We start from the raw sequence: 17,395 nt of genomic DNA, 5'->3' as shown, positions 1-17,395 counted from the left end.
GGAATTTCGGGCAACGTGCTGGCCGGTTTTGCGGCCTGCGGGTTGCCCGAAATTCCGCGACCACCACTGCCGACGCCTCGCCGCTTGCCGTTCCCGCCCGCTTCTCCATCCGCCCCCGTCGGGGAGGGTCCGGGAGGGGGTCACCCCCTCCCGGCCGCCGGAGGCATCTTCCCTCCCCTCTCCTCTCCCCTTCTCTCCGCTCCCTCTCCCGCGCTCTTACTCTCCCCGTTCGCACTCCTGCCCGCCGCGAAGCGCCGCTTCGATGGCGGCGGCCAGGTCGCGGCGCAGGATGGGCTTGAGGAGCAGGTCGCGGATGCCGATGGCCCGCGCGGTTTCCTTGCTCATGGTTTCGCTGAAGCCGGTGAGCATGAGCACGGGCAGGTCGGGCCGCACGGCCAGGGCGGCCTTGGCCAGGTCCGCGCCGGTCAGGCCCGGCATGTTCTGGTCGGTGACGAGCAGGTCGAAGGCGCCGGGCACGGCGCGGATGAGGTCCAGGGCGAGGCGCGGGTCGGTTTCGGAGCGCACGTCGTAGCCCAGGGATTCGAGGAGTTCGCGGCCGATGTCGGCCAGGGCCTCCTCGTCGTCCACGAAAAGGACCCGGCCCCGGCCCATGGGGGGCGCGTGGTCCTGGTCGGCGGCCATCTCGCCGGCGTCGGCCGCCAGGGGCAGGTAGACGTCGAAGGTCGCGCCCGCGCCGGGGACGCTTCGGACCTTGATGTCGCCGTGGTATTTGCGCACCACGCCATGGGCCACGGAAAGGCCCATGCCCGTGCCTTCGCCGGGTTTTTTGGTGGTGAAGAAGGGGTCGAAGATGCGTTCCTGGATATCGGCGGGGATGCCCGGGCCGGTGTCGCGCACCCACAGGTGCAGGTGGTCGCCGGAGAGCGCGTTGCCGCGGACGGGGCAGGCGCCGGCCGGGGCCTCCTCCAGCCCCACTTCCAGCAGGCCGCCGGTGGCGCGCATGGCCTGGGCGGCGTTGGTGCACAGGTTCATGAGGATCTGCTGGATCTGGGTCGGCTCGGCCAGGACGGCGTCGCGGCCCGGGCGGATGTCTTCCTTTATGGCGATGGAGTTGGGGACGGTGGCCCGGATGAGCTTGAGGGTCTCCTTGACCAGCGGTCCCACGCGCAGGCTGCTCGCCCCGGGCTCGTTCTGGCGGCTGAAGGAGAGGATTTGCAGCACGAGGTCGCGGGCGCGGCGGCAGGCGGACAGGATATGCCCCACGCGCCGGGCCAGGGGCGAGTCCGGTTCGGCGTCGCCCTCGATCATCTCGGCAAAGCCCATGATGATGCCGAGGATATTGTTGAAATCGTGGGCGATGCCGCCGGCCAGAGTGCCGATGGCCTCCATCTTCTGGCTCTGGCGCAGGCGTTGCTCCAGGTTCTTGCGCTCGGTGACGTCGTGGGCCACGAAGACCGTGCCGATGGGCACGTCGTCGGCCTGGGTGAGCGGCGAGGCCGTGACGAGGAATTCGCCGCGAAGCCTTGGGATGGAGATTTCCTTGGAGTGGTAGCGGCCGTCGGTCATGGCCAGGAGCTCGCCCGAGCGCTCGCCGGGCCGCTCGGGCGCGTCGAAGAGGAAGGAGCATTCGCGTCCGACGACGTCGCGCGGCGGCAGGCCCAGGCGGTGGGCCATGGCCAGGTTGAGGCGGCGCACCTTGCGCTCGCGGTCGATGACCACGACCATGTCCTGGACGGAGTCGAAGGTGCCTTCCCATTCCCGCTTGGCCGAGACGATGAGCCCGGTGACGCGTTCGCGCTCCTCGATTTCCCGGGTGAGCTTGCGGTTGGCGCTGGCCAGGGCGGCGGTGCGCTCGGAGACGAGGGTCTCCAGGCGGCTTTTAAGCGCCGTGAAGTCGCGCTCGGCCCGCCACTTGGCGCAAAGCGAGGTGGCGAACTGGCGGATTTCCTGGGGGTGGAAGGGCTTCTGGATGTAGAGGAGCTTGTCCGCCGGGGGCACGCGCTCGGCGATGGCGGCGGGATCGAGGTCGGTGAAGGCCGTGACCACCACGATCTGCACCCAGGGGTCCATGGCCCTGATCTCCTCGGCGGCGGACAGTCCGCCCCGGCCGGGGGGCATGCGCACGTCGAGGAAGGCGGCGGCGTAGGGCCGGCGCTCGCGGATGGCGGCGGCCACGGCGGCCACGGCCTCCTCGCCCTGGCGGCACAGCGTCAGCTCGAAGCCGGGTTCGGGCTTGGGGGCCACGGCCCCGCCCAGGCCGTCGAGGCCGTCGAGGAGGTCGTCCTCCGGAGCCAGTATCTCGGTGAACAGGTCGAGGATGCGCGGCTCGTCGTCGGCCACCAACAGGCGCATGGGCGCATGGGTCGTTGTCGTGCCCGTCATGTGGCGCGCGCCTCCCTGGCGAGGATCAAGGCATTTCGGAACGGTCCAGGCGCTCGACGGCCGAGGGCTTGCCGGACGCGGCCGGGGCCTGCCCCTTGGCCGGGCTTTCTTGCAAGGGCCGCGCCGCCTTGGCCGCCGGCTGGACGGCCGGCTGGCTGGCTGACGGGGCGGCGGGTTGCGCCGGGGCCGGAGCCAGGGGTTTGGGCGTCGCCGGGGTGGGGACGGCCGCGGCCGGTGCGCCGGTCGAGGCGGGAGCCAGAGGCTTGGGCGTCGCCGCCGGCGGCGGCGTGGCCGGCGACGACGGCGCGGCCGCAGCCACGGCGCTCGGCAGGCTGACCTCCTCGGCGGCGGACAGGCGGCTCAGGTTCTCCTGGGCCACGGCGTAGAAGCGGGGATTGGCCGCGATGGCGCGCTCGAAATATTCCTGGGCCTTGGCCTTGTTGCCGGCTTCCATGTAGCACACGCCGAGGTTGTTGAGGGCCGTGGCCTCCGAGGCCGCGCCGGCGAAGGTGGTGTAGGCCTCGTCATAGCGGCCGAGCCGGCACAGGGCCAGACCCAGGTTGTTGGCGATCTTGGGGGATTTTTTCGCCGTGCCGGCCTTGCGAAAAGCGGCCACGGCCTCTTCGGAGCGGCCGAGCATGAGCAGGGCCAGGCCGCGGTTGTTCTCCACGTCCGGGTCGAAGGCCACGGCCAGGGAGCGGTCGTAGACGGCCAGGGCGGCCTCGGGCCGGCCTTCCCGGGCCTCGATGGTCCCGAGCAGGGCGGCGGCCCGGGGCAGGCGCGGATCGAGTTCCAGGGCCTTGGCCAGGGCGAGGGAGGCCTCGGCCTTGTTGCCGCTCAGGTAGATGGCGAAGCCGAGCCCCTGCATGGCCGGGGCGCACTTGGGGTCGCTTTTGAGGGCTTCCCGGTAGGCCATGGCGGCCTTGGGGAGATTGTCCATGCCCATGCCCAGATACAGGTCGCCCATGCGGGTGTGCACCAGGGCCGGGGCGGCTCCGGCCCCGAGCGCCTCCAGGTAGAGCCGTCCGGCCTCCTGCGGTTCGCCGTGGGCCAGGGCGGCGTCGCCGGCGGCCAGAACGGCGGCCCCCTGTCCCGAGCCCAGGTCGGCCTTGGGCTTGGCCTTGGCCCCGGACCCGCCGCAGCCGGCCAGGCCGGCCAGGCCGAGCGCCAGCGCCAGCGCCGCGCCGGCCAAACGCATACGTCGCTTCACCTCGCTCCCTCCCCTTGTCCTGCCGCACCCATAGCAGAGCCCGCCCGGAGGGTAAACACATGCCTGACCCGCCGCCGTGGCCCCCGACGTCCCCGGGGGCGCGACCGATCCCCAAAGCGTGGTGCGCAAACGAGCAAGATTCCACGAATCATGGATGCGGCCGCCGGTCCGTCTCGACGGCCGGCGCGGCCCTCCAACGGCCACGGCCGGTTACGCCCCGCCGGCGGCGTCGCGACGCCGTGCCCTCCTGGCATGATTCTTCCAACTGCACAGCCAAGCCCCGGCATCGGAAAAACGACTCCAAGCGAGCAGACGCCATGAAACGCACAGACAAAGAGCAACGCGGCAGCGCGGCCGTGGAAATGGCCGTCGGCATGCTGCTGCTGGTGCCCCTGCTCCTGATCCTGGTCGAGGCGACCAACGCGATCACGGAATATTCGCAACTGCAAAACGCGGCCCTGGAAGGAGCGCGCATGCTGGCGCGGCAAAACGGCGACGCCACGGGCGTGTCGGACTTCATCAAGAACACGATCATGACCGACGCCTCGGGCAACGCGCTGCTTGGCGGCGCGGCGCCCACGGTGACGATCACCCCGCGCGACGGCGACAACAACGTAACAGTGCAGGTCGACCATGCCTACTCACCGCTCTTCACCACCCAGTCCGGCAGCGCGAGCGCTTTCACTTTCGGCTCGGATTCGCTCACTCTTTCGGCCAAGACGATCATGGCCCTGCCCGAGGCGAATTAGCGGCGACGCACGCGGGGCCTCGAGCGTGCTGGTGGCCGCGACGCTGGTCGGCGTCCTGGCCGCGGCCGGCGTGGCCGTGGACCTCGGCCGGGTGTACGTGGCCCGCAACAAGCTGCAAAACGCCGTGGACGCGGCGGCCCTGGCCGGCAGCCTGCAGTTGGCCGACGACCCGGACGTGAGCAACGGCAAGGTGGAGACGGCGGCCAAGGAGAACCTGGCCGCCAACGATCCGGACGCCGTGGACGTCGAGGTGGCCTCGGGCGGAGCCACGCGCAGCGTGTGCGTGGACGCCAAGGCCGTGGTGGACATGACCCTGTCCAAGGTCATCGGCGTGGACGACGCCACGGTCTCGGCCGAGGCCTGCGCCGGCTACAACGACATCGAACTGGTCATGGTGCTGGACGCCACGGGCAGCATGAAGGGCACGCCCATCGCCAACGTCAAGGAAGCGGCCACGAGCCTGGTCAACCTCATCATGCCCTCCAACAACGCCTCCAACACCCGGTCCAAGATCGGCCTCGTGCCCTTCCAGGGCAAGGTGCGCATCGACGGCAACGACCCGGTCACGGCCGAGGCCAACCCCGACGGCGTGGGCACGGGCTGCCGCAACGCCGACGGGACCCTCAACAACGGCAAGCTCAAGACGGAATACAGCAACACCACGAGCAAGAGCTCCATCTTCTACGGCTATTCCATCAGCGGCGTGAGCACCAGCCAGGACAAGACCTGCTCCGGCATGTCGCCCATCCGGGCCCTGTCCTCGGACAAGCAGACCATCCTGTCCAACATCACGGCCATCAGCGCCGGCGCGGTCACCTCGGGCACGCTGATCTCCGAGGGCATCAAGTGGGGGCACAAGGTCCTCTCCCCCGAAGCCCCCTATACCGAGGGCAGCACCGACAAGAAGGTGCGCAAGATCATGATCGTGCTCACCGACGGCGACACCGAGGACGGGCGTTGCGGCGGCAGCTACGCCTCGGCCTCCAAGACCATCAACAACTACTGGACCAACGCCTACTTCGGCATGGGACTCAAGCCCACGACCACGACCTCGCCCTATTCCACCCTGTCCACGGCCACGGCCACCCTGGCCCAGATCCCGAGCTGCGTGGACGGCGGCAAGCTCAACCAATACGCCCTGGACGAGGCGACATCGGCGAAAAACGACGCCACCTATCCGGTGGAGATCTTCACCATCCGCTTCGGCGACTCGGACTCCACGGACAAGAACATCATGAAGCAGATCGCCTCGTCCAAGACCGGCACGGACGACCATTACTACGACGCCCCGAACGAATCGGACATCCAGGACATGTTCAAGAAGATCGGTCAGCAGCTCGGCCAGCGCCTCATGACCAAGAAGGAAGCCACCACGGGCACGCCGTAGGGGAAGGGGAAAGCCATGTGGGCCCGTCACGCAACAACGCCGCCGTCGCGGCCCGGGAACAGGGAAAGGGAACGGGGGGTCACCACCGTGGAGGTGGCGCTCACCCTGCCGGTCTTCGCGCTGCTTTTATTCGGCATCATCGAGGTGGCCAACATCCTGCGCATCCAGATGACGCTCAACAGCGCCGTGGCCGTCATGGCCCGGGCCGTGTCCCAGGACACCACCATCACGGGCCAGTCCACGGCGCAGAGCTACTTCAACAGCCACATGTCCACGCTCGTGCCCTACGTGCAGCAAAACAAGGACAGCCAGGACGCCTCGGACCCGCCGGCCCTGACCATGTCGCCGACAAGCAAGCCGGCCTGCGAGGAAACGCCCTGCACGCCGTTTCTGATCACCATCAACTACAGCTACACCCCGATCACGAAGATCATGCAGCCGTTTTTCGAGGGGCTCACGCTTTCCGCCTCGGCCAAGCGGACGTCGGAACCGAATTCCGGTTCGACCCTGTCCAACTGAGGCGGACGCAGGCGCTTCGCCACGGGGCAGCCCGAAGGAGACGACGATGAATGGACGCCCGAACCTGCTCGCCGCGGCAACCCTCGCCCTGGCCCTGCTTCTGCCCTGCGCGGCGGACGCGGCCGGCAAGGCCGAGGTGGTGGCCTTCTACCAGACCTATCTTTCCATGGTCAGCGCCGGCGACTACGTGACCCTCTCGCGCGACCAGCCGGAGGCGTGGGACGCCAAGTTCGACGCCGCGGCCAAAAGCGCCGGCTTCGAAGATTCCGCCGCCGCCCTGGCCGCCGGCGACGCCTACGCCGCCGACGCCGAAGTGGCGGCGCTACGCCAGTCCGTGTCCGACAAGATCCTGGAACAGTACCGTCCCTACCGTGAGTAACCCCGCCGCCCCCCGGCGAGGTCTCAAAGAAAGGATGCCCGGCGCGCTGCCGGGCATCCTTTCTTGTTGCGGGGAGGACGGCTTCGCCTAGAAAAACCGCTTGAGCGCCTCGGCGAGCCCGGACAGCCGGCCCGCGAGCAGGGCCAGACCCAGGGCCGCGACCACGGCGAGGACGATGAGCTTCAAAGCAAGACGGCGGGCCAGAAGCGCGGCGAAGACGCTTCCCGTGGACGGGCCGGACGGGGCCGGAATGATGTTCTCGGAGCGCAGCAGGCGGTAGATGCCGACCAGGGCCGCCGCGCACACGCAAAGGGCCAGCAGGTTGTCGGGGCTGTGGAAAAAGTCCGACACCTCGCGCCCGGCCTGCCCGGCGCCGGACGCCGCGCCGGACAGGGCGTCGAGGGCCTGTCCCTGCCGCTCCTGCAGGTCCTGTATGGAACGGGCCACATCCGTTGCGCCGGCCATGCCTGCTTCTCCTTAATGCTTGATGCCGCTGAACATCCTCATGAGGCTTATGCCCGCCGGCCCCAGGATGACGATGAGCAGCGTTGGAAAGATGAAGAAAATCAGCGGGAAAAGCAGCTTGACCGGCAGCTTGGCCGCCAGTTCCTCGGCCAGCTGGAAGCGCTTGGTACGCATGGAGTCGGCGTAGACGCGCAAGGTCTGGGCAATGGAGGTGCCGAACATGTCGGTCTGGATGAGCATGGCCACGAGGCTGCCCATGTCCTCCAGACCCACCCGGGACGAGAGATTTTTGAGCGCCTCCCGCCGGGACTTGCCGGCCCGCAGCTCCAGGGTGAGCAGGCGCAGCTCGGAACTGAGGATCGGCTCCTTGTGAGCCAGTTCGAGGCAGACGCGGTAGATGGCCGCGTCCAGGCCCATGCCGGCCTCCACGCAGACCACGAGCAGGTCCAGGGCGTCGGGCAGGCCGTGCTGGATGGCCTTCTGGCGCTTTTTGACGCGCATGTCGAGGAGCATGCCCGGCAGGTAGAAGGCCGCGGCCACGCAGGCCAGGGCCACGAACATCTTGTACTGCGCCGGCACGCGCCCGGAAAAGGCGACCAGCGCCCCGAGGACCAGCCCCACCAGGGCCGCGCCGACCTTGATGCCCCAGTAGATCTCCACCGCCCCGGGCTGGCGGAAGCCGGCATGCACCAACTGGGTGCGGCTCTTGCCGAGCTCCTTGGCTTCCTTGGGCTTGACCGACTCGCCGAAGCGTTCGGCCACGCCCCGGGCCAGCCCCAGCAGCCAGCCGGCCACGCCCGGCCGGCCGGCCGCACCAGCGCCGCCGGGATTGACCACGGCCAGGGCCCGGTCGGTGATCTCCCGGCGCTGCCGCCGCTCCTGGCGCACGGTCGCCGCGGCGTAGACCGCGAAGCCCACGCTTGCCGCCACGAGCAGGGAAATGAGGAACACGTCCATGGCTGGCTTCCCCTTAGACCTCGATGCGCACCATCTTGCGGATGACCAGGACGCCCATGGTCATGAGCGCGAACACCAGGTAGACGAGCATGCGCCCCAGCGGCTCGGTGAAAAGCTGGCCCAGGTAGCCGGGATTGAGCATCTGCACCGCGCCGCACACGAAGAAAGGCAGCAGGCACAGCACCCAGGCGGCCATACGTCCCTCGGCCGAGAGCACCCGGATGCGGCCCTTGAGCTTGAGGCGCTCGCGGATGAGCCAGGCGATGTTGCCCACGATCTCGGCCAGGTTGCCGCCGGTCTCGTTCTGGATCTTGACCGAGACCACGAAGAAGTTGAGGTCCGGGCAGTCCACCCGGTCCATGAGGTTGTCGAGCGCCACGGTCACGCCCATGCCGAAGTTGATCTCCTCCAGGGTCTGCTGGAACTCGATGCGGATGGGGTCGGAAAATTCGCTCACCACCATGCCCATGCCGCTGGAGAAGGTATGCCCGGCCTTGAGCGCCCGGCCCACCAGCTCCAGGGCCTCGGGCAACTGGCGCTCGAACTCCTTCATGCGCGCCGCCTTGCGCCGGGCGATCCACTTGAACGGCAGCACGGCCAGCGCCCCGCCCACGGCCAGGCGCACGAGAATGTTGGAAACGTACAGCGAGGCGGCCAGATAGCCCGTGGCCGCGAACAGCAGGGAAAGCAGGACGAAGATGCCGAGCGGCGCCTTGACGTCGGCCTGGTCGAGCATCTTGTTCATGCGCCGGCTCCAGGCCTGGCGGGAAAGGAAGACGTCGAGCCAGCGCAATCCGCTCATCTCGTGGCGCTTGACCAGGTCCGCGCTCGCGTCCGCGGCCAGCCCCCGGCCGCGCGCCACTTCGTCGATGCGCCGGGACAGCTCCTTGGCGCTCGTGTCCGTGAGCCGGCGCACGAAAAAAACCATGGCGACGAACAGATAGACCAGGGACAAGAGCAGAGCCAGGGACAGGATGGGCGGCATTGCGGAAGGTTGCGGCGTCATGGCGTCGGCTCCGGTTCAGGTCTCGACCACGTTTCGTGGATCGAACACGCCGTCGGGCACGCGGATGCCCTTGGCTTCGAACTTGGCCGCGAACTTGGGCCGGATGCCCCGGGCCAGAAACGCCCCGCGCACCTTGCCGTCGCCCGTGACGCCCCGCTGCTCGAAGGCGAAGATCTCCTGCATGGTGATGACCTCGCCCTCCATGCCCGTGATCTCCTGGAAGCTCACGAGCTTTCTGCTGCCGTCGGAAAAGCGCGAAATCTGGATGATCACGTCCACGGCCGAGGCGATGTAGCGCTTGAGCGAAATGGGGGAGATGGTCAGCCCCGCCATGGCCACCAGCGTCTCCAGGCGCATCAGCGCGTCGCGGGGAGTGTTGGCGTGCAGGGTGGCCAACGACCCGTCGTGGCCGGTGTTCATGGCCTGCAGCATGTCCAGGGCCTCGGCTCCGCGCACCTCGCCGACGATGATGCGGTCCGGGCGCATGCGCAGGCAGTTGCGCACCAGGTCGCGCTGGGTGACCTCGCCGCGCCCCTCGATGTTGGGCGGGCGCGACTCCAGGCGCACCACGTGGTCCTGCTTGAGCTGCAGCTCGGCCGCGTCCTCCACGGTCACGATGCGCTCGTCGTGGGGGATGAATCCCGACAGGCAGTTGAGCATGGTGGTCTTGCCCGTGCCCGTGCCGCCGGAAATGAGGATGTTGAGGCGCGAGAGCACGATGCCTTCCAGCACCTCGGCGACGTCGCGGGTCATGGCCCGGAAGCGGATGAGGTCCTCGATGGTCAGCTTTTCCTTGGCGAACTTGCGGATGGACAGCGCCGGCCCGTCGATGGCCAGGGGCGGGATGATGGCGTTGACGCGCGAGCCGTCGGGCAGCCGCGCGTCCACCATGGGCGAGGACTCGTCCACGCGCCGGCCCACCCGGGAGACGATGCGGTCGATGATCTTCTTTAAGTGCTCGTTGTCCTTGAAGCGCGACTCGGTGAGCACGAGCTTGCCCGCCCGCTCCACGTAGATCTGGCGGTAGGAGTTGACCAGGATGTCGTTGACGCTCGGGTCCTTGAGGAACGGCTCCAGGGGGCCGAGGCCGAGCATCTCGTCCTTGACCTCGGTGATGAGCCGCTCGCGCTCGATCTGGTTGAGCGGGGTCTGGGCGAACTCGTCGCGCAGGAGCCGCTCGACCAGCTTGCCGATCTCGAGCCCCAGGGCCGCGCCGTCGAGCGTGTCGAGCAGCGACAGGTCGATCAGATCGATCAGCCTGTCGTGGATGCGCGTCTTGATCTCGTAATACTCGTCGACGGCGACGCCGGCCGTCTCCTTGCGCTCGGGCGCGGCCCCGCCCGCCCCCATTCGGGGGCCCTGCCGCATCAGCGGCGGCCTTCCGCGTTCCATGTAGATGCCTCCGGCGGCCGGGAGGGGCCGGGCCCGCCCGCACTGTTCATCCCCCGCGCCCGGTGAGGAGCTTGAGGCCGAAAAGTTTGCGCTTGCGTTCCGGTTCCGGGCTGGGGGCCAGGCTTCTCGCCAGGTCGGCCAGGGACCGGGTGACGCCGGCCTTGGGCGCGGCGTCGAGCAGCGTCTTGCCCTGGTTGATGGCCGAGAGCGTGGTCTTGTAGTCGTTGGGGATGCGCCAGGAGACCGGCAGCCCCAGGGCCTTTTCCATGTCTTCCACGGTCAGGTCGCTTTCGTCGAGGTGGCGGTTGACCACGATCCTGAGTTTTTCCTCGAGCCCGGCTTCGGCGTGGCGGATGTTGTCCAAAAAGCGCCGCACGTTGGCCAGGCAGGGCAGGTTCTGGACGCACACGAGCACGATGGCGTCGGAGATGTCCATGACCTTGAGGGTGATTTCGTCGAGGTACATGCCGAGGTCGATGACCACGGTGTCGAAGACCTGGCGCATGAGTTCGAGCAGCCGCGAGATGTTCTCGGGCGTGGCCATCTGCAGGTCGTCCAGCCGGCTCGGCGGGGCCAGCAGGTACAGGCCCGAGGGGTGCCGGGACATCACGCTCATGAGGTAGGTGGCGTCCAGGCGGGCGATGTTTCCGAGCACCTCGCCCCAGTGGTATTTGGGGGCGATGTCCAGGAAGAGCTGGGCCTCGCCGAAGGGCAGGTTCATGTCCATGAGCGCCACGCTGGCCCCGGGCTTGTGCCCCAGGCAGGCGGCGGCCAGGTTCACGGCCACGGAGGTGGTGCCCACGCCGCCCTTGGCCCCGAAGACGTTGAGGATGCGGCCCTGCTTGCCGCCCTGCTGCCCTTGCCGGCCCTCGCGGCGGCCCTTGTAGCGCCAAAGGGCCATGCGCACTTCCTCGTGGCTGACGGGCTGGGGAAAGAATTCGCGCACGCCCTGGCGCATGAGGCGCATGAGGATCTCGGCGTCGTAGGCCTCGGCCGTGAGGAAGACCTCGCGCACGCCGCGGCGGGTGACGAGTTCGGCCACGGCCTCGAGCTCCTCCTCGCCGCGCGAGGCGTCGAGCCGGCGCACGAGCAGGTCGGCGAACTCCTCGCCGTCGCCGAGCACCTCGAAGTCGCCGTCCTCGGACAGGCATTCCTCGAACACCCGCCGGGCCGGCGAGGCGTCCATGTCGAGAAAGGCCGTGATCTTTTCGCTTGCGCTCATGCGTTCCCCCGCGTGCCGTGGCCCGGCCCGCTCCCCGTCACTTGCCGATGTTGAGGATGGGCCTGACTTCCTTCTCCGACGGCTTGGCCTTCTCGTACCGGTCGTAGGCCTGGGCCGCCTTGTCGCCGTCGAACCCGGTCACGGGCGAACCGTCGCCGGCCCGGGGATCGAGCTTCTGGTTCTCGAAAATGGCGTGGAAGGACTCGCCGTAGGCCCAGGTGCGTTCCTTTTCGGCCTGGCAGCCGGCCAGGGCAAGGGCGGCAAGCGCCATCAGGGCCAGGGCGGCGGCGACGCGTTTCATGGGGGCCTCCTCGCGGCCTGCGCTACGGCGGCTCATTGTTCGTTCCTGGGCCGGCCCACGGCGGCCACGGGCACGGCATGGCCGAAATCGCCGTCCAGGGAGGCCGCCCCGGCCACGATGGGCCCGGCGGCCGTCTTGGCCTTGTCGTCGCGGGCGATGCCCAGGAAGAACTCCAGGTCGTCGGGCTCGTGGGCCGAGTCCGTGGGCAGGCTGATCGCCTTCTTGTCGAGCGGCTTGACCAGGTGGGCGGTGATGAGGATCACGAGCTCGGACTGGTCCTTCTGGTACTGGGAGCTCTTGAAGAGGTTGCCGAGCACCGGGATGTCGCCGAGCATGGGGTACTTGTCCACGCTGTTGCGCGACTGTTCGCTCAGCATGCCGGCCACGGCGAAGGTCTGGCCGTTTTTGAGCTCGATGGTGGTGGAGGTCTGGCGGGTGTTGATGGCCGGCACCGAGGAGCCGAGGATGGTGATGGCCCGGGAGTAGTCGAGGTTGGACACTTCGGGGTTGACCTTGAGGTTGATGCGGTCGCCGCCGACGAGGGTCGGGGTGAAATTGAGCTGCACGCCGAACTTCTTCCACTCGATGCTGGTGGTGCCAAGGCCCGAGGCCACGGGCACCGGGATCTCGCCGCCGGCCAGGAAGTCGGCGCTCTGGCCGTTGAGGCAGACCAGGTTGGGCTCGGCCAGGATGCGCACCAGCCCGTTTTCCTTGAGCAGGTCGAGCACGCCGGTCATGGCCGTGTTGCCGGCCCCGCCCCAGTTGGTGTTCCAGCGGGCCACGGCCGTGCCCTGGTTCATGGTCATGGTGGCCTTGTTGGAGGAGGGGTTGAACTCCCGGTAGGCGAGCTGGATCGGGGCCGTGGTGAAGCTCGACGAACTGTTCGAGCTGTCGGCCGAGGTGCCGGTGATGGTCAGGTACTGGTAGGCGTTTTGCACCGTATCGACGTTGAACATGCCCGAGGCCACGGACGACAGGCTGCCGATGAGCGTGTAGGCGAAGTTGCCGTCGCCCACGGCGTTGAGGTTGATGCCCATGCGGTTGACCACGGACTTGGCCATCTCGGCCACGCGCACCTCGAGCATGATCTGCTGCACGCCGCCCACGGACAGGAGGTTGAGCACCTTTTTCGGCGCGTAGACCTCGGCCATGGCCAGGGCCTTCTTGAGGTTCTCGGAATCGCGCACGGTGCCGGAGAGCGCGATGGAATCCTGGCTGGCCATGACCTCGATGCCGGGCTCGCCGGGCAGCACGTCGTGGAGCATGCGCTTGAGGCGCGAGATGTCCGGGGCCACGTCGAGGTCGTAGACGGCCCGGATCTTGTCGCCCTTGTCCCACAGGGTGAGGTTGGTGATGCCCGGGGCGCGGCCGGTGACGTAGACCTGGCGCGGCGAGAGGAGCACGAAATCGGCCACTTCGGGCTGGGCCACGGACACCCGGGCCACGTCGGCGTCGCTTTGCAGGATCACGGACTTGCCGATGGTCAGCGAAAGCCTGGGGGCGCTTTTCACGGCCACGGGCGCGACGCCCCCCGGGGCGGCCCAGGCCAGCCCCGCGACGGAGACGCTCAGGACCAGCGCCAGTACCTTCGCGCCCAGGGTGCGGGATCTACGGCTGCCCATGCGGATTCTCCTTTGACGAAGGGGCGGAAAGACTGTCGAGCTTGACGCGCTCGCGTTCGGTGCCCCGGATGGTCTCCACGGTATAGCCGGCGTCCTCGGGAGCGGGCTCGGTCGCGGCGGCGACCTCGGCCGCCGCCGGCGCGGCGGAAAAGGCCCCGAGGCTTCGGGCCACGTCCGCGCCGGGGGTGGGCACCACGTCCTCGTCCCCGGGCTTGCGAAGCGCCAGGTGCATGCTGCCGAGGTCCGCGGCCAGGGCCAGGCGCTCGGCCTCCTCGGGCGTGACCATGAGCGTGAAGAAATCGGTGTTGGCCAGTTCCTCGCGGCCGTCCTTGCCGATCCTGGCCTCGAGCTCCGCGCCGGCGGTCAGCACCAGGATGTTTTCCAGAATGACTTTGTTGACCTTGTCCTCGCCGCTCTTGCCGGGCTGGGAATAGGTGACCAGGACGTCCACCCGGCTGCCCGGAGTGACGTGGCCGCCCGAGCCCATGATCTTGGTGCCCTTGACGGTGAGCGCCCGCTTGCCGGGCTCCACGGCCGCCTCCAGGCCGCCGCCGGTCGCGCCCTTGGGCAAAAGCTTGTCCGGGGTGATGGGGTCGTCCTGGGAGAGCTCCCGGGCCGTGACCCGGCCGGCCGCCTCGGCCGGCTCGCGAAGCGCCCCCAGCGGGGCGGCGTCGGCGTCGAAGCCCTTGACCCGGACCATGCCGGCGTCCAGGCGCGCGCCCTTGGGGATGGCCCGGGCCGCCACCAGGGCGTCGACCTTGCGGGCCGCCGGCGCGGGCGGGGCCTGCCGGCCCGGACCGCGCACCGAGGTGAGCCACCGGATGGTCAGCACCCCGGCCACCAGGGCCAGGATCACGGCCAGGATGACATGCGGTATCGCCTTGGACTTCATGGGGGCCTCCGCCCTTTCGCGCCCCTGCCGGGCGCGCCCGCGTCCCCGCGCCCCGGGACCCGGAGAAAAACGCATTCAACTTTATGAAACGGTGTTACTCGTCCCCCGCCCGCCCCGGTCCGCCCGACCCGCGCCTTGCCGGTCGCCGCCGGGCGGTCCCGGCCGCGGCCGCGGTTTTCCGGGCCTGGCGGCGGCCCAGTGCGCACAGCAGACACGGCGGGGCGAGCATTTCATAGCAAGAAACCTGCCAATGGCTCCGGGGCGAAACGGTTGCCGGACGCCCGCCTCGAGGGTAGCCTGGAGCCCAATCCCGCAAGGAGTCCCCATGCTGATCCAGGTCAAGGCCTCGGCCGGTTCGGGCAAGACCCACGCCCTGACCGAACGCTTCATTTCCCTGGCCCTCGGGGCCCGACAGGGCCTGCCCCGGGCCTGCGCCGACAGCCTGGAGGCCGGCTACGCCCTGCCCGAGATCCTGGCCGTGACCTTCACCAACACGGCCGCCGCCGAGATGCGCGAGCGCGTGCTCGGCCGGCTGAAATCCCTGGCTCTGGGCCTCGGCGGCGCGGACGCCGACTCGCGCGGCAAGGCCCGCGACGAGCTCGAGGACCTGCTCGTCCACGCCGAGCGCCTCAACATCCGCACCATCGACAGCCTGCTCTTCCTCCTGGCCCGGGTGTTCGCCCTGGAGCTCGGCCTGCGCCCGGACTTCGAACCGGCCTTCGACATGGGCGACATCCTGTCCGACCTCTACGACCGCCTGGCCGCCCGGCTGCCCGAGGACCCGGCCCTGGCCAGAAGCTTTTCCGACGCGGCCTCCACCCTCGTGCGCGACGCCCCGGGCTTTTTCCCCCTGCGCCGCTTCCGGGAGCGGGCCAGGGCCGTGGCCGCGAGGCTCCTCGCCGACCCCTTGCCCGGACAGGCGGCCGATCCCGAGGCGCTGCGCCTGGGGCTCGAGCGCCGCCTGGGCGAGCTGTCCATGGCCGCGGGCGCGCTTTTTACGGCCATGCAGGGAGCCGGCATCCAGGGCTCGTCCCATTTCATGACCTTCCTGCGCCGCTGCCGCGAGGGCGACCAGGCCGACGCGCCGCCCCGTTCGGCCTTCGCCGCCAAGCCCGACCTGACCGCCTGCGTCCTCAAGGCCAGCCGCGACGCCGTCACCCCCGGGCTCGAAGCCCTGTTCGCCGCCCTGCGCCAGGCCCACGCCAGTTGCCTGGCCGAGCTGCCGCTTCTGCGCGCCGCCATGGCGCTCACCCCCTTCGTCGCCCTGGCCGGGCGTTTCGCCGAGGACTTCCCGGCCTACCTGACCCGGATGCGCGTGCTGCCCCACGTGCTCTGGCCGCGCCTGGTGGCCGGACGGCTTCGGGGCGAGTCGGGCGTGCCCGACGCCTGGTGCCGGCTCGGCGCGGGCCTGGCCCACATCCTCATCGACGAGTTCCAGGATACGGCCGGCGAGCAGTGGGAGGTGCTGCGGCTTTTGGCCGCCGAGTGCCTGTCCCGGGGCGGAAGCCTCTACCTCGTGGGCGACGTCAAGCAGGCCATCTACGGCTGGCGCGGCGGCGACGCGGCGCTCTTCGACGCCGCCCCGGCCGATCCGGAGCTTTGCCGCATGGCCGACGTCATCCGCCAGACCCTGCCCGTGAACTGGCGCAGCGCCAGGGCGGTGGTGGAGAGCAACAACCGCTTCTTCGCCGCCCTGGCCGAGCCGCGAACCGCCCGCCTCGCCGCCGAGGCCCTGCTCGGCGAGGAACTCGGCGAGGCTGTGCCGGATCTGGCCGCCGCCCTTTCGCGCGCCTTCGCCGACGCCGCCCAGAAGCTCCCGGCCGACCGGCCCGTACCCGGCGGCCACGTGCGCGTCACCGCCCTGACCGCCGCCTCGCCCGGAGCCTATGAGGAAGAGGCCAGGGAAACGCTGCTGACCCTGCTTGCGGACGAACTCCTGCCCCGCCACGGCGCGGGCGGGGTGGCCGTGCTCACCCGATCCAACACCCAGGCCGGCCGCGTGGCCGCCTGGTGCATCGAAGCCGGCATCCCGGTCGTCACGGAAAACAGCCTCCGCCTGACCGAGCACCCGCTCATCCGGGAACTGGCGGCCATGCTGGCCTTTCTGGACTACCCCCCGGACAACCTGTCCTTTTTCGCCTTCGTCTCCGGCCAGGAGCTTTTCGGCGACGTCTCCGGCGTCTCCCGCGAGGAACTCGCCGACTGGGTCGCCGGCCTGCCCCCGCGCGCCTCCCTGTCCCTGGCCTTCGCCGAACGCTTTCCCGAGCCCTGGGAGCGGCTGGTGCGGCCTTTCCTGCGCCAGACGGGCCTGGCCGGCCCGTACGACCTGCTGCGCGAGATCGTCACCGGCTACAGGCTTCTGGAGCGCCGGCCCGGGGACGAGGCCTTCCTGCGCCGGTTTCTCGAAATCGCCCACCTGGCCGAGAACAGGGGGCATGGCTCCCTCTCGGCCTTCCTGGACTTCTGGAACGCCCTGGGCGACGATGAGAAAGTGCCCCAGCCGGAAAACGTGGACGCCGTGCGCATCATGACCATTCACAAGGCCAAGGGGCTCCAGTTCCCGGCCGTGGTCGTGCCCTTCCACCACTTTCCCGGCCGGGCCGGCCCGGGCGATCTGGTGGCGGCGCGGCTCGAGGAAGGCGCGATCCTGGCCCCGGACCAGCCGGGGCTCGGACCGGAGCACGCTTTGCGCCGGGCGCGCGAGCTGGCCGAGCAGGTGCACCTGCTCTACGTGGCCTGGACCAGGCCGGAAATCGAGCTGCACGCCTTCGTGCCCGGCCGCGGCAAGCTGCGCGAGGAGCGCTATCCCCTGCCCCGGGCGCTCGAAGTCCTCTTCGCCGCCTTCGGCCACGACCCGGCCGATTCCGGCCCCCTCCGCCTGGGCGAGCCGCCGGCCGCCGCCCCGCCGCCGCCGCCCGCCTGCCCCGCCCCGGCCGGCGCGGCCGGGACCG

The 17,395-nt window shown here is 69.6% G+C and carries 15 protein-coding genes; 5 read left to right on the top strand and 10 right to left on the bottom strand.

What is annotated here, in order from left to right; genetic code table 11:
- Positions 1-216: 216 nt before the first annotated feature.
- Together Q1K70_RS16965 and Q1K70_RS16960 are read right to left on the bottom strand one after the other, a co-directional pair.
- The gene (locus Q1K70_RS16965; RefSeq protein WP_300162012.1) at positions 217-2,343 is read right to left on the bottom strand and encodes a response regulator; all 2,127 of its coding nucleotides are present in this window, start codon (positions 2,341-2,343) and stop codon (positions 217-219) included.
- A gap of 25 nt (positions 2,344-2,368) precedes the next feature.
- Positions 2,369-3,553 carry a tetratricopeptide repeat protein gene (locus Q1K70_RS16960; RefSeq protein WP_300162008.1) on the bottom strand — a complete coding sequence of 395 codons (1,185 nt, stop codon included), beginning with the start codon at positions 3,551-3,553 and terminating at the stop codon, positions 2,369-2,371.
- Between the two features lie 317 nt (positions 3,554-3,870).
- Here Q1K70_RS16960 and Q1K70_RS16955 point away from each other — a divergent pair, with 317 nt between their 5' ends.
- Genes Q1K70_RS16955 through Q1K70_RS16940 form a run of 4 tightly spaced genes read left to right on the top strand, consistent with a single transcriptional unit; the run spans position 3,871 to position 6,587 of the window.
- Complete coding sequence (locus Q1K70_RS16955; protein WP_300162006.1) at positions 3,871-4,302, top strand: TadE/TadG family type IV pilus assembly protein; 432 nt, start codon at positions 3,871-3,873, stop codon at positions 4,300-4,302.
- 25 nt (positions 4,303-4,327) lie between these two features.
- On the top strand, positions 4,328-5,689 hold the full coding sequence (locus tag Q1K70_RS16950; RefSeq protein ID WP_300162003.1) for a pilus assembly protein TadG-related protein: 1,362 nt from the start codon (positions 4,328-4,330) through the stop codon (positions 5,687-5,689).
- Positions 5,690-5,704: 15 nt separating this feature from the next.
- Complete coding sequence (locus tag Q1K70_RS16945) at positions 5,705-6,208, top strand: TadE family protein (protein ID WP_300162000.1); 504 nt, start codon at positions 5,705-5,707, stop codon at positions 6,206-6,208.
- A gap of 46 nt (positions 6,209-6,254) precedes the next feature.
- Positions 6,255-6,587, top strand: coding sequence for a hypothetical protein (locus tag Q1K70_RS16940; RefSeq protein ID WP_300161997.1), 333 nt, complete (start codon positions 6,255-6,257; stop codon positions 6,585-6,587).
- Between the two features lie 87 nt (positions 6,588-6,674).
- On the opposite strand, the gene Q1K70_RS16935 is transcribed toward Q1K70_RS16940, so the two are convergent.
- Genes Q1K70_RS16935 through cpaB form a run of 8 tightly spaced genes read right to left on the bottom strand, consistent with a single transcriptional unit; the run spans position 6,675 to position 14,444 of the window.
- Positions 6,675-7,052, bottom strand: a complete 378-nt coding sequence (locus Q1K70_RS16935; RefSeq protein WP_300161994.1) for a hypothetical protein — start codon at positions 7,050-7,052, stop codon at positions 6,675-6,677.
- Between the two features lie 12 nt (positions 7,053-7,064).
- Positions 7,065-8,009: a type II secretion system F family protein gene (locus Q1K70_RS16930; protein ID WP_300161991.1), complete on the bottom strand. Its 945-nt coding sequence runs from the start codon at positions 8,007-8,009 to the stop codon at positions 7,065-7,067.
- Positions 8,010-8,022: 13 nt separating this feature from the next.
- Positions 8,023-9,015 (bottom strand): type II secretion system F family protein, encoded by a 993-nt coding sequence (locus Q1K70_RS16925; RefSeq protein WP_300161989.1) that lies wholly within the window; start codon positions 9,013-9,015, stop codon positions 8,023-8,025.
- 15 nt (positions 9,016-9,030) lie between these two features.
- Positions 9,031-10,407 (bottom strand): CpaF family protein, encoded by a 1,377-nt coding sequence (locus Q1K70_RS16920; RefSeq protein WP_300161986.1) that lies wholly within the window; start codon positions 10,405-10,407, stop codon positions 9,031-9,033.
- A gap of 46 nt (positions 10,408-10,453) precedes the next feature.
- The gene (locus Q1K70_RS16915) at positions 10,454-11,629 is read right to left on the bottom strand and encodes an AAA family ATPase (protein ID WP_300161983.1); all 1,176 of its coding nucleotides are present in this window, start codon (positions 11,627-11,629) and stop codon (positions 10,454-10,456) included.
- A 37-nt stretch (positions 11,630-11,666) separates the two neighbouring features.
- Positions 11,667-11,930: a hypothetical protein gene (locus tag Q1K70_RS16910; RefSeq protein ID WP_300161980.1), complete on the bottom strand. Its 264-nt coding sequence runs from the start codon at positions 11,928-11,930 to the stop codon at positions 11,667-11,669.
- Positions 11,931-11,962: 32 nt separating this feature from the next.
- Positions 11,963-13,552, bottom strand: a complete 1,590-nt coding sequence (locus Q1K70_RS16905) for a type II and III secretion system protein family protein (RefSeq protein WP_300161977.1) — start codon at positions 13,550-13,552, stop codon at positions 11,963-11,965.
- Positions 13,539-14,444: a Flp pilus assembly protein CpaB gene (gene cpaB / locus Q1K70_RS16900; RefSeq protein ID WP_300161974.1), complete on the bottom strand. Its 906-nt coding sequence runs from the start codon at positions 14,442-14,444 to the stop codon at positions 13,539-13,541. The genes Q1K70_RS16905 and cpaB overlap by 14 nt, the downstream gene beginning before the upstream one ends.
- 325 nt (positions 14,445-14,769) lie before the next feature.
- Here cpaB and Q1K70_RS16895 point away from each other — a divergent pair.
- Positions 14,770-17,395 (top strand): UvrD-helicase domain-containing protein (locus tag Q1K70_RS16895; RefSeq protein ID WP_300161971.1); only part of this gene is annotated, 2,626 nt, incomplete at its 3' end.

This window comes from Solidesulfovibrio sp., from assembly GCF_029978005.1.
In the GTDB taxonomy this organism is placed as follows: Bacteria; Desulfobacterota; Desulfovibrionia; order Desulfovibrionales; family Desulfovibrionaceae; genus Solidesulfovibrio.
This window is presented reverse-complemented; position numbering and strand designations above follow the sequence as displayed.

Bases quoted from the DNA above. Each gene is read 5' to 3' on its own strand.
- Q1K70_RS16965 (WP_300162012.1), bottom strand. From the start codon at position 2,343: ATGACGGGCACGACAACGACCCATGCGCCCATGCGCCTGTTGGTGGCC.
- Q1K70_RS16955 (WP_300162006.1), top strand. From the start codon at position 3,871: ATGAAACGCACAGACAAAGAGCAACGCGGCAGCGCGGCCGTGGAAATG.
- Q1K70_RS16945 (WP_300162000.1), top strand. From the start codon at position 5,705: ATGTGGGCCCGTCACGCAACAACGCCGCCGTCGCGGCCCGGGAACAGG.
- Q1K70_RS16940 (WP_300161997.1), top strand. From the start codon at position 6,255: ATGAATGGACGCCCGAACCTGCTCGCCGCGGCAACCCTCGCCCTGGCC.
- Q1K70_RS16935 (WP_300161994.1), bottom strand. From the start codon at position 7,052: ATGGCCGGCGCAACGGATGTGGCCCGTTCCATACAGGACCTGCAGGAG.
- Q1K70_RS16930 (WP_300161991.1), bottom strand. From the start codon at position 8,009: ATGGACGTGTTCCTCATTTCCCTGCTCGTGGCGGCAAGCGTGGGCTTC.
- Q1K70_RS16925 (WP_300161989.1), bottom strand. From the start codon at position 9,015: ATGACGCCGCAACCTTCCGCAATGCCGCCCATCCTGTCCCTGGCTCTG.
- Q1K70_RS16920 (WP_300161986.1), bottom strand. From the start codon at position 10,407: ATGGAACGCGGAAGGCCGCCGCTGATGCGGCAGGGCCCCCGAATGGGG.
- Q1K70_RS16915 (WP_300161983.1), bottom strand. From the start codon at position 11,629: ATGAGCGCAAGCGAAAAGATCACGGCCTTTCTCGACATGGACGCCTCG.
- Q1K70_RS16910 (WP_300161980.1), bottom strand. From the start codon at position 11,930: ATGAAACGCGTCGCCGCCGCCCTGGCCCTGATGGCGCTTGCCGCCCTT.
- Q1K70_RS16905 (WP_300161977.1), bottom strand. From the start codon at position 13,552: ATGGGCAGCCGTAGATCCCGCACCCTGGGCGCGAAGGTACTGGCGCTG.
- cpaB (WP_300161974.1), bottom strand. From the start codon at position 14,444: ATGAAGTCCAAGGCGATACCGCATGTCATCCTGGCCGTGATCCTGGCC.